We start from the raw sequence: 13793 nt of genomic DNA, 5'->3' as shown, positions 1-13793 counted from the left end.
CAGACGTTTTTTGGATCAAGCTGCCGAAGAAGGCGTCAGACTGGCGATCTTGGCGGTCAGTCGGGCGCTGTCAGCAATGCCGATTGTGCCTTCCTCCTGTCCGATGTCGAGATAGACCTGCAGAGCGATGTCAGGGTTCGCCGCGATCGGACCAAGGGTCGGCCAGTGATAGTATCGATCAGCAACTCTGTCCGCAGTTTTCGCGTAGGACATGAATTTGTGCCAGCCGTTCCACGAGGCAATGCACGCAACGGTGGCGAAGGCATCATCGTCCAGTCGTTTCACGCATTCACGTAGTAAGCCCATCTCGCGCGGCTGAACTTCATAAGATATGTCCTCGCCTGCTTTCAGCTTCTCCAACTCAGGTAGCCGTTCCTGGGCCTTCTCGATGCGCTTCAGCAGTCGCTGATATGGCAATTTTGCGTGTTTGGCCTTCGTGGCTTCGATCGGCCAAGCCTGCACTGCTGCTCCGTTGAAATAGAGCAAACCTCTAACCCAAGTTGTCCGCAGCCTGAAAACGAGATCGGTCTCGCAGGGCTCCGCGCCCAGCTTCAATAGAATGTGTTTACCGTCCTCAGCAGTCTGTCGCGTAATGTGGTGAAACGGTGGTTTCTGGACGTTACGTTCGATTGTCTTCTCATTCACGCCAAGGTGATCGGCAATTCCGCCGAAAGTGCCCTGAAGCCATTTGAACCCCTCATACTCATAATTGCCATGCTTCGATACCAACTCAGCCAGTCGTCGAGCCGTTCCCTTCAGGTGCTCGATGGCGATGACTGTTGAGGGTGCAGGCTTCTGCACCTTGATCTTTATGGCCACGGTTCTGGCTCCTATCGAGTTGCATCGAAGGAGAACCGGACTTAGAAATGCTGGTGTCGATCAGCGTCGTCTCGGCGCTCCCGAAGACCCTCACCCGGCAAGGTGGGGTCTTCTCGTTTCAAAGCTGGCGAACACCTGACTACAGCGGGATCAGATAATTTTTTCTGACCCATAAAGTCAGGGATCGTTTAACCGGCTGGTGGCGCTGGCAGGTTTACGCCCACGGCTTTCACCTTCGCCATGCCCTCGACAAGCTGGAACAGGGAATAGCCGTTGCCGTAATCATCGGCCACGTCCTCGCCGCTATGGCCCATAATCTGACGGGCCACGCCTTCGGGCAGGCCGCAATGCCGGGCCGCGTCCTTGAAGCTATGGCGGAAGCTATGGAAAACCTTGCGCTTGTCGGTGATGCCGATGGTGCTGCGCATATAGCTGCTCCACCATTCGCCCCACTTGTTGCCCAGCTTCCCATAGGCTCCCGGCTTCAGCAGATGGAACAGACGGACATGGCCAGCGTCTTTCTGGGTCGTCACGAAGGCGATGAAGCCAAGTTCCTTCAGCACGGGATGCACAGGAATAAGGCGTTCGCTGTCCACCGTCTTGACCGTGGTGCCGTCTTCGCCGTCCACTTCAACAATCTTGATGAACCAGCCCTGCCGGGTCTGGCCATCGCCATCGGTATAGGTGTGCTGCGCCACGTCATGGGGCCGAAGCTGGGCCATTTCCTCCAGACGCGCCCCGCTGAACAGCGCCAGCAGGGGGAGCCAATAGGAGGCATCCCCACGCCCGCGAAGGGGCCGTTCGCCATCCGCATGAACGGGACCGGCGAAGATCGCGTTCAGGTCTTCAGGGGCGAAGGGCTGGCGCTTGTCCTTGGACTTCTTCGGCACCTTGATGGTGATGCCCTTCGCGGGGTTGGCATCAAGGTGACCGTTCTCGGCGGCCCAGCCCAGCACGGTGTTGAGACGCGACAGGCGGGTCTTGATGTTGGCGGGGCTTTGGCCGTCCGCGATCATCGCGGCCTTGTAGGTCAGCACGTCCGCCCGCGTTATCGTCCCCACCGCCTTCGGCCCAGTATGGGCAAGGAACTTGCGCGCTTCGCTGCGGCAACTGTCCACAGCTTTCTGTGAAGGTTTCCGCTCGGCGGCCCAGCCATCCACAATGTCAGCATCGAGCGCGGCCACGCTGGCAGCAGCGGGGGCCTGCGCGGCGGGATCAAACGCGGCATCATGGAAGGCGGTGCCGTTCTCGTTGGTGAGCCGCCCGATATGGCGACGGGTGACTTCCACCAAGCCCCGCCGCACGATCTCCGCGAACTGCGCGACAAGCGCGGTGTCGGTCAGGTCCGCATCATGGGCGTGGGCGATGCGGTCAGTGACGGTGGCCACGAACTCATCCTGCCGGGGGTCGCCGGGATCGGTCAGGATACCAAGCTGGACGTGGGCATCCTCCACCATATCGGCCAACTGCCGCTTGTCGGCGGGAGGGGCCAGCGCCAGCCGTTCGGATGACTTGCGGTCCATCTCTTCCACCGTCTCCCGCACATAGGCGGTCAGGGTGTCCAGCGATACGGACATGCGGCCCGCGCCGGGCTTGATGCCCTTTTCTGCCTCCTGGAACATTGCTTCGGTGCGGGCGTCCTCCAATGTACGGCGGCGGCGCGCTTCTTTGGGGCTGTCAGTGCCCAGCGCACGGCGAACAAACTTCTTGCCGACTGTATCGACAAGGTGGAGCGGCACGCGCCGGTGATAGTGGTAGGTATCGCCGCGCTTCAGCAGCCGTTGCATATCAGCCATCTTTTCCATGCCTCTTTGTATCACAAAATTGTGACCAGAGAGCACGTCAAAATGCCTGAAATCTGCCATTCCTGCCCATTTCTGGGACAACCAGCACCGAATGGTGACCCCTACGGGAATCGAACCCGTGTTTCAGCCGTGAAAGGGCCGCGTCCTGACCGCTAGACGAAGGGGCCTTGGGGCAATGCCCAGGCATGGATAAATCCGTCTGCACTGGTGGTGACCCCTACGGGAATCGAACCCGTGTTTCAGCCGTGAAAGGGCCGCGTCCTGACCGCTAGACGAAGGGGCCACTCAGTGCAGGACCGGGCCTTTAGGGGGGGGCGATGGACTGGTCAACCCCCCGTTTCAAAGAGAGGGAATTTGTTGGCGATCAATCGGCCCAGGCCGCATCGTCCACATGCAGTTCCGCTTGCGGTCTGCTTGCCCAATCGTCGATCTTCGCACGCCCGGCCAGCCACAATTGCCGCCCTTGTGCCCCATGCAGCAGAGTTTGCCCGAGTTCGCTTTCCGCCGCTCTGAAGGCCACGGCCTTGAACGAGGCGCCGTCGCGCCCGGCGGCGATCAGGCGAACGTGATCCTTGCCGACGATATCCGCCTTGATGAGGCGCACCGGCCCTACCGCGATACGCGGACCGGGCCAGCCGACGCCATAGGGCCCGGCGCTTTCCAGAGCTTCCACCAGCGACGGATTGAGCCCGCGTGGCGCCACGGAAAGATCGAGCAGCATCGACTGCTGGGCCTGTGCCGCCGTCACCGCGCGGCCGAGCCGTTCATCAAGGAAGTCGGCAAGTGCCGCGATTTTCCCCGATTCGATGGTCAGGCCCGCCGCCATGGCATGGCCGCCGCCGGCCACCAGCAGGCCCAGTTCGCGCGCTTCGATAATTGCGGCACCGAGATCGACTCCGGTGATGGAGCGACCCGAGCCCTTGCCGTGACCGGTCTCCTCGTCCGCGTCGAGCGCGATCACCAGAGCGGGCTTGCCGGTCTTCTCCTTGATGCGCCCGGCCACGATCCCGATCACTCCCGGGTGCCAGCCACGCCCCGCCAGAACGGGCACAGCCCGGTTGTGCTGGGTCTGGAGCAGCGCTTCGGCGGCTTCCTGCACGGAGGCTTCGATCGCCCGGCGTTCTTCGTTCAATTGCGACAGTTGCGCGGCGATTGCCCGGGCCTCTTCGGCATCTTCGGTGGTGAGCAGGCGCACCCCCAAGGTCGATTCCCCGACTCTTCCCCCCGCATTGATGCGTGGGCCCAAGGCAAAGCCCAGGTCGCTGCACACGGGTGCACGGTTGAGCCGCGCGGCATCGATCAGCGCGGCCATCCCGATATTGTCGCGCCGGGCCATGATCTTGAGCCCCTGCGCTACCATCGCGCGGTTGAGCCCCTGAATGGCGGCCACATCGGCCACCGTGCCGAGAGCGACGAGATCAAGCAGTTCGAAAAGGCTCGGTTCCGGCCGCGATTCGAAGAAATTGCGTTGGCGCAAGGTGCGGACGGTCGCCACCGCGAGCAGGAAAGCCACGCCTACCGCCGCCAGATGGCCGTGCGCCGCGCCGATATCGCTCTCATCCAGGCGGTTAGGGTTTACCAGGGCCACCGTCTGCGGCAGTTCCGCCGCGCATTTGTGATGGTCGACCACGATCACGTCGATCCCCGCCGCGTGCGCATCGGCCAGCGCCTGATGCGCCATCGCCCCGCAATCGACAGTCACGATCAGGCTGCTGCCCTGCTGGCCGAGGCGAACCAGAGCCTCGCCACTGGGGCCGTAGCCTTCCAGCAGCCGATCGGGAATGTAGTAGTCCGCCCGATGCCCCAGCATCCGCAGCAGGCGGATCAACAGGGCCGCGCTGGTCGCGCCATCGACATCGTAATCACCGTAGATGGTGATGGATTCCCCCGTCATCACCGCCTGCGCCAGCCTTTCCGCGGCCACATCCATATCGCGGAACGCGGAGGGATCGGGCAGGAATTCCCGCAGCGTGGGATTGCGGTGCCGTTCCAGATCCTCCCGCGGAACCCCCCGTGCGAGGAGAAGTTGGGTGACGAGATCGTCGCCCAGATCGGCGGCGCTTTCCCCCATATCCATGTTGCCGCCGCGCCAGCGCCACATGCGCCCGCTGAGCGAACGGTCGATACCAAAAACGGATGTAACCGGACGTGAAGCCATGATTGCCGCGCTACCCTATCGCTGGCGTGGGGGAAAGTGGGCAGCGCTCACGCGGACAAATACGTGATTGACGTATTTCTACAAATACAGAGCGATAAAAGTGAAGTATGAAGTGGTTCGACTCCTGCAAATACGATTGGGGACGTAATTATGAAGGGTTCGAGGGGCGCTGTATTTGCAGCGATTTCAGTGATTGCAGTCGCACCACTGCTGGCGGCGCAAGGATCGGGCAGCGGGCCGGTAGCCCGCTACGATATTCGTGCGGGGACGGTATCGGGCGTGGGCGCGATGGGCGCCGGATCGATGATGAGCATGATGTTCGGCGGTCGTGGCGGCAATGCCGCACAGCACGAACTCTATCTGCGTCTCGGCTCGTCGCGTACGGCGGAAAAGGGTGCGGCCAAAGCGGAACATTTCATGCCGCCCACGGCCCGGCTCGGCAAATCGGTGCTGCTGGTCACACCCCGGGAAGAACGGGGGGGCATCGATGAATTGCCGCAGAAGCCGAAAGGGCGGCTGCTGATCTTCTGGGGTTGCGGGATGAATGCACCCAAGGGGCAGCCGGTGGTGATCGATTTCGCCAAGCTGGCGGCAGGCCAGATGCCTTCCGGGCTGTGGACGACGACGATCGTGCGCGACTGGGGGCCGACATTGGCCAACAGCAAGACGTTCGGCCGCTGGCCCGCGGAAGACGGCAAGTATGTGAAGCCTGACAGTTCGCTGCTCGGCGCGCACCGCATCGTCAGCAATTATGCACCGGAAATCGCATTCACGGCTGCCAAGGATTTCATGCGCCCGCTTTCGGTGTCGAGCAGGCAGCAGGCTGGCGGGGCAACCGTGATCAACTGGTCGGCCGTGCCCGAGGCGACAGGCTATCTCGCTTTCATCACCGGCGGCAAAATGGGGCCGGGCGGGGAAATGGGCGATATGGTGCTATGGACCAGCAGCGCCTCACGCCAGTTCGGCGGGGGATTGTCCGATTGGCTCTCACCTTCGCAAGTGGCGGGGCTGGTGAAGGACAAGACGGTTCTGCCGCCGACCGCGACCAGTTGCGTCGTTCCGACCGAAGTGCGCGAGGCGACACCCGATTTCCGCTTCGGAACCTTGACGGCTTTCGGGCCGGAGGAAACGTTCTCTTATCCGCCGCGCCCGACCGAGGCGGGCAAGCCGTGGAATCTCGAATGGACCGCGCGCATCCGCCATCGCTCGATGACAAGCTGGATGGACGGGCAGGGCATGATGATGGGGGCTATGAACAGCGCGGATGACGGCGCGCCGGCTCGGCAACAGCAGAAGAAATGCAAGCCCAGGGGGCTGGGCGGTATGCTCGGTGGCGTCTTGGGTGGCGGGGGAGGCTGCTAGCTTCGCCACGTTCCCAAGCGGTGACGATACAGGGATTGCGGGGATGTATCTGTGGGGCGGGCGGGCCATCCGCCCGGCTTGGGCTGCATTCCCGCTTGTGCCATCATGCGGTGATGATCTTGGGTGAACCGCCGCGCGATGGCCGCTGAAACGTTCTTTGCCGTTGTCTGGCACAGCCGCACCGGCGCCGCCCGGGCGATGGCGCAAGCCGTGGCGGAAGGCGGTGGGGGCCACGCGAAGCTCTATTCGGCGGAAACGGTCTCTCCGGCGGATTTGCTGGCAGCCGATGGCTATGTGTTCGTCTGCCCGGAAAATCTCGCTTCTATGAGCGGGATGATGAAGGAAATGTTCGATCGCTGCTATTATCCGCTGCTGGGGAAAGTGGAGGGCCGGGCCTATGCCACGGCGATTGCAGCCGGATCGGACGGGCATGGCGCGCAGGCCCAGATCGATCGGATCGTGACGGGCTGGCGGTTGCGGCGCGTGGCCGAACCGTTGATTGTCAACCTTTCCGCGCAGACACCGGAAGCAATCCTGCGTGCCAAGACCGTGCCGGCCGATAAGCTGAGCGCCTGCCGCGAACTGGGGCAGGGGATGGCGGAAGGGCTGGAACTCGGCATATTCTGACGGATCGACACCCGATGCGATAGTGCCTCAAAAGGGGCGATTGAGGGGATTGATATATGGAAAGCGTAGCCGCGCGAATTTCCTTGCTGTTCGAAGCAGGGCGGAGGCCGGGGATCGACGACGTGCGTACCTTGCTGTCCCAGGATGGAAGCGGGTTGATTATCAGCCATGTCCATTCCGGGATGGATGCGCGGCACGGTGTCGAACTGCTCGCGCAGGGGCTGGCATTCGATCTCACCGGTCTGGCGCCGGGGACGGCGGATGCCATGCCGCCATGCCTTCATCGTTTCGATTTGTCCGATGGTTGCGACAGCGCGGATCTGGAAGTCATCACGTTGCAGCCGGGGCATCATCTGTCAGGCGGCACGACGATGAAACCCGTGGTGCAAACGATGATGAACGTTGCAGGGGCGTTGTGCCCGCTGGATGGTCTGGTTGCAGTGGCGTGGCATCCCGCAAGCAGTTGGCTCAGCCCAGCCTATTTTGCATCAATGATACGTAACTGGTTGGAAGGTGGTATTTTTCCGGCGCGTGGGCTGGTCGGCCTCGAACTGTCCGCCGATGGCGGATTGCAGAGCGAAGGGGCGGCATTCTTCACCGGGCAGGAAGTTCGTGTGGAGCCGGAACTGGTGGAAAGCACCGCAAGCGCCACAAAAATTGCCGTGCGCCTGATCGATCATCTGGTGGAGAACGGTCCTTTTGAGGCGGTTGAGCAGATGGTTGGGCCCGATGGGCGGATGCTGAAAGTCATGCCATCCTCCAACCAGCGGTTTGTGCGTGTCTGGGGTGGTTAAGACCCGTTCCGCATGGTGGTATCGGAAACCGAGCCGGACAGGGTGGTTTCCGTCCGGCTCGTATGTCCCCGTTACGCGATGGCGCGGTGGGCGCTGTTGGCGGCGCTGACAATTGCGCGGACGCTGGCGGCGGCCACGTCTTCATCGATACCGACGCCCCAAACCGTCTGTCCGTCGGGCATCTGGCATTCGAGATAGGCGGCGGCACGAGCATCGGTGCCGGTGCCCAACGCGTGTTCGCTGTAATCCAGCACTTCCAGTTCCAGGCCGAACGCTTCTTTCAACGTGGCGAGGACTGACGAAATCAGCCCCTTGCCGCGTCCACTGACACGTTCTTCGCGGCCATCGACTTTGATTGTGCCGCTGAACAGCCGTGTACCATCGCTGGCACGATTTTCATCGTAATCAACAAGTTGATAGCGCCGCTTATCAATTTTGATGAAGTAGGTTTCGCGGAAGACCTGCCAGATATCATCGGCATTCAATTCGCGCCCCAGATGATCGGCCAATTGCTGGACGTACTTCGAAAAGTGCGCCTGCATCCGCTTCGGCAGCTTCAAGCCCTGATCCTTTTCGAGCACCCAGGCGAACCCGCCTTTGCCGCTCTGCGAATTGACCCGGATTACCGCTTCGTAGCTGCGGCCCAGGTCGGCGGGATCGATCGGCAGATAGGGAACGCGCCAATATTCGTCGTTCTGCCGCTCGTTGGCGGAAAAACCTTTCTTGATCGCATCCTGATGGCTGCCCGAAAACGCGGTGAAGACCAGTTCGCCACCGTAGGGGTGCCGCTGGTGCACCGGGATCTGGTTGCAGTATTCAACCGTTTCGATCGCCTTGTCGATGTCAGAAAAATCGAGTTTGGGATCAATGCCTTGTGTGTACATGTTGAGAGCTACCGTCACGAGGCAGCAATTGCCCGTGCGCTCCCCATTGCCGAACAGGCAGCCTTCCACGCGATCCGCCCCGGCCATTATGCCCAATTCGGCCGCAGCCACCCCGGTGCCCCGATCATTATGAGTATGCAGCGAGATCACCACGCTGTCGCGCCGTGGGATGTTGCGGTGGAAATATTCGATCTGGTCGGCGTAGATATTGGGCGTGGCGGCCTCAACCGTTGCCGGCAGATTGAAAATCAACGGATGGTCCGGCGTCGGCTGCAGGATATCCATCACCGCCTCGCAAACCTCGAGGCTGAAATCCAGTTCGGCGGTGGAGAAGGTTTCGGGACTGTATTCGAAGAACCAGTCCGTTCCGGGCCGCTTGGCCGCTTCATCGCGCAGCAGTTTCGCGCCATTGATGGCGATTTCCTTCACCTGCGGCTGCGTCATCTGGAACACGATATCGCGCCATGCGGGCGATACGGCGTTGTAGAGATGGATGATGGCCGCGCGTGCGCCTTCCAGGCTGTCGAAGCTGGTGCGAATCAGATCTTCGCGCGATTGGGTCAGCACCTGAATGATGACATCGTTCGGAACACGCCCGCCACGGACCAGTGATGTGATGAAATCGAATTCGGTGGCTCCCGCAGCGGGAAAGCCGACTTCGATTTCCTTGAAACCGGTTTCCACCAACAAATCGAAGAAACGATTCTTTTTTACCGCATCCATCGGATCGATGATCGATTGGTTGCCATCGCGCAGATCGGTGGAGAGCCAACGCGGCGGTTGGGTGATCGTGCGGTTTGGCCACTGCCGGTCAGGCAGATTGATCTGCGGGAAGGGCCGGTATTTTCGGCCCGGTTCTTTCAACATGGACATGACGATTCGCCTTATCGCTTGTGCCGCGCACGACAAGAGGCGCGGTAGAATTTCGACTGATGATTTCCAGAGCCCTTAGGCGGGTGCCATGCGCGAACAGTGCGCAGGCAAATAACTCGCCTAAGGGCGAGTAAGTCGAAGCAGCGCCAAGATCGTGCGGTACGTCATTACACCGGGCTATTTGCCTATCAGCGGGCAAATTTCAAGTGCAAGCTGCATCGGAAGGCGATTTCCTGCCGTGTGAGGGCCTGAATTGAGGCCTTCACACGGAAAAGGAAATTACTTTTCGAACGCGGCGGTGATGTCGAGATCGACGGTGTCGGTGACCATCGGAATGCCGAAATTGATGTTGAAATCGGACCGCTTGATCCGCGCCCATCCCTTGAAGCCGACAGTCTGCTTCTTGGTGGCCGGATTTTCACCCGCACCGGTGAAGCGGGCCATGACCGAGACCGGCTTTGTTACGCCGTTCAGCGTCAGATTGCCGAAGATCAGCGCTTCGCTGGTCCCATTGGGGCGAATTTGGGTCGATTTGAATACGGCATCGGCAGGGGTCGGACCGAAGAAATCGGGGGCGCCGCCATCCTTGCCCGCGCGCAGCAGGTGGGAGGTCAGGTCCGCACTGGCGGTTGTGATCTTGGCGACGGGAATGCGCACTTCCAGCGAACTGGATTCGACGTTGATCGGATCGAGTTTCAGCGTTCCGGTCACATCGCCGAACAGGCCGAAATAATCCGAAAATCCGAAGTGATTGACGCGCCAGCCGACCAGCGTGTGCGCGGGATCGGCAGTGTAGGTTCCGGCGGTGACGAGTGATGCGTCAGCCGTGCCGGGCTGGGCGTTGGTGCCGTTCTGGGCTTGGAGCGCGCTGAAGGAAAGCAGCGTTGCCCCGGCAACGCCTGCAAGGGCTAGCGAAAGCCTACGCATTTTAGAAGATCTCCCCTGTTCGATCGATGATGGGGAGCAATCTGGCGTGTGCGAGGGTGCCTGTCCAGTCGTACACGCAAAGAAGAATGCCCGGGGCGGTAACATTGCCGCCCCGGAACATTCCGAAAAGTTTAGTTCTTTTCTTTGTCGACCAGCTTGTTGGCGCCGATCCACGGCATCATCGCACGCAGGCGCGAACCGGTCTGTTCGATCGGGTGCGCTTCGGCAAGCTTGCGGGCAGCCTTGAGTTCGGGCTGGCCAGCGCGGTTGTCGAGCACGAAGTTCTTCACGAAACGGCCGGTCTGGATATCGGTCAGCACGCGCTTCATTTCCGCCTTGGTTTCGTCGGTGATGATGCGCGGGCCGGTGGTGATGTCACCGTATTCGGCCGTGTTCGAGATCGAATAGCGCATGTTGGCGATGCCGCCTTCATACAGCAGGTCCACGATCAGCTTGGTTTCGTGGAGACATTCGAAATAGGCCATTTCCGGCGCATAGCCGGCTTCGACCAGCGTTTCGAAACCGGCTTGGATCAGGTGGGTGATGCCGCCGCACAGAACGACCTGTTCGCCGAAGAGATCGGTTTCGCACTCTTCCTTGAAATTGGTTTCGATGATGCCGCTGCGGCCGCCACCGACGCCCGAAGCGTAGGCAAGAGCGATATCATGCGCATTGCCGGTGGCATCCTGCGCGATCGCCACGAGGCACGGCACGCCGCCGCCACGAACATATTCCGAACGCACGGTGTGGCCGGGGCCCTTCGGCGCGATCATGATCACATCGATGTCGCTGGGCACTTCGATCAGGCCGAAGTGGATATTGAGACCGTGGGCGAAGGCGAGGGCAGCACCCTTCTTCATGTTGCCCTTGAGGTCGTTTTCCCAGATCGCGGCCTGATGTTCATCGGGCGCGAGGATCATGAGGATATCGGCCCATGCGGCGGCATCCTTGTTCGAAAGAACCTTGAAGCCGGCGCTTTCCGCCTTCTTGGCGCTGGCCGAACCGGGACGAAGCGCGATGGCGACATCCTTCACCCCGCTATCGCGCAGGTTCTGCGCGTGGGCGTGGCCCTGGCTGCCATAGCCGAGCACGGCAATCTTCTTGTCCGTGATCAGGTTGAGATCGCAATCGGCGTCGTAATAAACTTTCATTGGTCTATCCCTGTGTATGCGCTGGGCTCGCGAAAGCGGCCCGGTAACGAATTTGCAAGAGGAAATTGGCTTTTCCGCCAATTCCGCGATGGAGGGATCAGGCGGCGTTGCCGCCGCGCATCATCCCGACGATCCCCGTGCGGCCGACTTCGACCAGCCCCAGTTCGCGCATGATGGCGATGAAGCTGTCGATCTTGTCGGGCGCGCCGGTCAGTTCGAAAATGAAGCTCGAAGTCGTGGTGTCGACAACTTTGGCGCGGAACACATCGGCCACCCGCAAGGCTTCGACCCGCTTTTCACCCGTGCCGGACACTTTGATCAGAGCCAGTTCGCGCTCCACATGCGGCCCGGATTCGGTCAGATCGGTGACTTTGTGCACCGGAACCAGCCGTTCGAGCTGGGCGTGGATCTGATCGATCACCGAGGGCGGCCCCTGAGTAACGATAGTGATCCGGCTGATCGAGTGATTTTCGCTGATATCGGCCACAGTCAGGCTGTCGATATTGTAGCCGCGCGCAGTGAACATCCCGGCGATGCGGGCGAGAATGCCCGCTTCGTTATCGACGGTGACAGTCAGGACGTGGCGCTCGGCCTCGCCGTGCTGGATTTTCATCATTTCCATCCTTCTCAGACCAGCGCTTTGGCTTCGTCGTCCATCGTCCCGGCATGGACATCGCCGTAGAGCAGCATTTCGGTGTGGGCCGCACCGCTCGGGATCATCGGGAAGCAGTTGGCTTCCTTCGAAACGAGGCAATCCACCATCACCGGGCCATCGTGTTCGATCATTGCCTTGATACCCGCGTCCAGCTCGCTTTCGTCATGGATGCGGATGCCCTTCCAGCCATAGGCTTCGGCCATTTTCACGAAGTCGGGCAGGCTGTCCGAATAGGAATTCGAATAGCGGCTCTCATAAGTCAGTTCCTGCCACTGGCGAACCATGCCCATGTATTCGTTGTTGAGAATGAACACCTTGATCGGCAGACGGAACTGGCTGGCCGTGCCCATTTCCTGAATGTTCATCTGGATCGAGGCTTCGCCCGCAATATCGATCACGAGGCTTTCCGGATTGCCGAGCTGCGCGCCGATGGCCGCGGGCATGCCGTAGCCCATCGTGCCGAGCCCGCCCGAAGTCAGCCACTTGTTCGGCTTGTCGAAACCGAAATATTGCGCGGCCCACATCTGGTGCTGACCGACTTCGGTGGTGATGATCGGGTCCTTGTCGCGAGTGAGTGCGAACAACCGCTCAACCGCGTATTGCGGCATGATCAGATCGCCTGAACGGCGCGGATAGGCAAGGCTGTCACGCGCGCGCCAGCCGTCGATCCGGGCTTTCCACTCAGACAGATCGGTGGCCTTGCGATTGCCCCAAGCCGCGATGAGCTGTTCCAGAACCGTCGCGCAATCGCCGATGATCGGCAGATCGACCGGAACCGTCTTGTTGATCGAACTGCGGTCGATATCGATGTGGATTTTCGTCGAATCCGGCGAAAAGGCGTCGAGACGCCCGGTGACGCGATCATCGAAGCGCGCGCCGACGTTGATCATCACGTCGCAGCGGTTCATCGCCATGTTTGCTTCATAAGTGCCATGCATGCCGAGCATGCCCAGCCAATCGGAGTGATCCGCCGGAAACGCGCCGAGGCCCATCAGTGTGGAGGTGACGGGGGCACCGGTCAGCGCCTGGAACTGGCGCAGCAGTTCGCTCGCCCGTGGGCCGGAATTGATAATCCCGCCGCCGGTATAAAGGATCGGCGCCTTGGCATTCGCGATCAGATCGATGGCCTTGGCGATTTCGTCGCTTTCCGCCGCAAGGCGCGGGTTATAGCGCTGCGGGCGTTGCGGCTTGGAATCACTGAGAAGCGCAGTCGCGACCTGGACGTTCTTGGGAATATCGATAACGACAGGGCCGGGCCGGCCGGTGGTGGCGATTTCGAACGCTTCGTCGATCGTCGCCGCCAGTTCCGCAGGATCGCGCACCAGATAGTTGTGTTTGGTGCAATGGCGCGTGATGCCGATCGTATCCGCTTCCTGGAAGGCGTCCGAACCGATCAGGTTGGTGGCGACCTGCCCGGTGATGACGACCATAGGAATGGAATCGAGGAACGCGTCGGCAATGCCGGTGACGGCATTGGTCGCGCCGGGGCCGGAAGTCACGAGCACGACGCCTGGCTTGCCGGTGGAACGGGCATAGCCTTCGGCGGCATGGGCCGCACCGGCTTCGTGCCGGACAAGGATGTGGCGGATACGGTCATCGCCAAACAATTCGTCATAGATCGGCAGAACAGCCCCGCCGGGATAGCCGAACACGAATTCGACACCCTGACGGACAAGGCTTTCGACCAGGATCTTTGCGCCGCTGCGCTCTTGGGTCACGTCATTTCCTCACTTGTGAC

Annotated in this window: 11 protein-coding genes and 2 tRNA genes; 3 read left to right on the top strand and 10 right to left on the bottom strand. The window is 61.0% G+C overall.

What is annotated here, in order from left to right:
- Positions 1–15 precede the first annotated feature (15 nt).
- The 5 genes from K5X80_RS10980 to recJ form a co-directional block, all read right to left on the bottom strand.
- On the bottom strand, positions 16–819 hold the full coding sequence (locus tag K5X80_RS10980; RefSeq protein ID WP_222557782.1) for a hypothetical protein: 804 nt from the start codon (positions 817–819) through the stop codon (positions 16–18).
- Between the two features lie 188 nt (positions 820–1007).
- Positions 1008–2615 carry a DUF6538 domain-containing protein gene (locus K5X80_RS10975; protein WP_222557781.1) on the bottom strand — a complete coding sequence of 536 codons (1608 nt, stop codon included), beginning with the start codon at positions 2613–2615 and terminating at the stop codon, positions 1008–1010.
- Positions 2616–2716: 101 nt separating this feature from the next.
- Positions 2717–2791, bottom strand: a tRNA-Glu gene (locus K5X80_RS10970).
- 41 nt (positions 2792–2832) lie between these two features.
- Positions 2833–2907 (bottom strand) — tRNA-Glu (locus K5X80_RS10965).
- 81 nt (positions 2908–2988) lie between these two features.
- Entirely contained in the window at positions 2989–4782 is a 1794-nt protein-coding gene (gene recJ, locus K5X80_RS10960) for a single-stranded-DNA-specific exonuclease RecJ (protein ID WP_222557780.1), read from the bottom strand.
- Between the two features lie 189 nt (positions 4783–4971).
- Here recJ and K5X80_RS10955 point away from each other — a divergent pair, with 189 nt between their 5' ends.
- The 3 genes from K5X80_RS10955 (at position 4972) to K5X80_RS10945 (ending at position 7565) form a co-directional block, all read left to right on the top strand.
- Positions 4972–6144 carry a hypothetical protein gene (locus K5X80_RS10955; protein WP_222557779.1) on the top strand — a complete coding sequence of 391 codons (1173 nt, stop codon included), beginning with the start codon at positions 4972–4974 and terminating at the stop codon, positions 6142–6144.
- 138 nt (positions 6145–6282) lie between these two features.
- A complete protein-coding gene (locus tag K5X80_RS10950; protein ID WP_222557778.1) occupies positions 6283–6771 on the top strand; it encodes a flavodoxin family protein in 489 nt (162 codons plus the stop codon).
- Between the two features lie 56 nt (positions 6772–6827).
- Complete coding sequence (locus K5X80_RS10945; protein WP_222557777.1) at positions 6828–7565, top strand: hypothetical protein; 738 nt, start codon at positions 6828–6830, stop codon at positions 7563–7565.
- Between the two features lie 71 nt (positions 7566–7636).
- Here the strand turns inward: K5X80_RS10945 and leuA are convergent, their stop codons facing one another.
- The 5 genes from leuA to K5X80_RS10920 all read right to left on the bottom strand — a co-directional run bounded on the left by leuA (position 7637) and on the right by K5X80_RS10920 (position 13773).
- Positions 7637–9322, bottom strand: coding sequence for a 2-isopropylmalate synthase (gene leuA, locus K5X80_RS10940; protein WP_283249163.1), 1686 nt, complete (start codon positions 9320–9322; stop codon positions 7637–7639).
- 279 nt (positions 9323–9601) lie between these two features.
- A complete protein-coding gene (locus K5X80_RS10935) occupies positions 9602–10249 on the bottom strand; it encodes a YceI family protein (protein ID WP_222557776.1) in 648 nt (215 codons plus the stop codon).
- Positions 10250–10380: 131 nt separating this feature from the next.
- Positions 10381–11400 (bottom strand): ketol-acid reductoisomerase, encoded by a 1020-nt coding sequence (gene ilvC / locus K5X80_RS10930; protein WP_222557775.1) that lies wholly within the window; start codon positions 11398–11400, stop codon positions 10381–10383.
- 97 nt (positions 11401–11497) lie between these two features.
- Positions 11498–12013: an acetolactate synthase small subunit gene (ilvN, locus tag K5X80_RS10925; RefSeq protein ID WP_222557774.1), complete on the bottom strand. Its 516-nt coding sequence runs from the start codon at positions 12011–12013 to the stop codon at positions 11498–11500.
- A 14-nt stretch (positions 12014–12027) separates the two neighbouring features.
- Positions 12028–13773, bottom strand: coding sequence for an acetolactate synthase 3 large subunit (locus K5X80_RS10920; RefSeq protein WP_222557773.1), 1746 nt, complete (start codon positions 13771–13773; stop codon positions 12028–12030).
- Positions 13774–13793 lie beyond the last annotated feature (20 nt).

It is taken from the genome of Caenibius sp. WL, assembly GCF_019803445.1.
GTDB lineage: Bacteria > Pseudomonadota > Alphaproteobacteria > Sphingomonadales > Sphingomonadaceae > Caenibius.
This window is presented reverse-complemented; position numbering and strand designations above follow the sequence as displayed.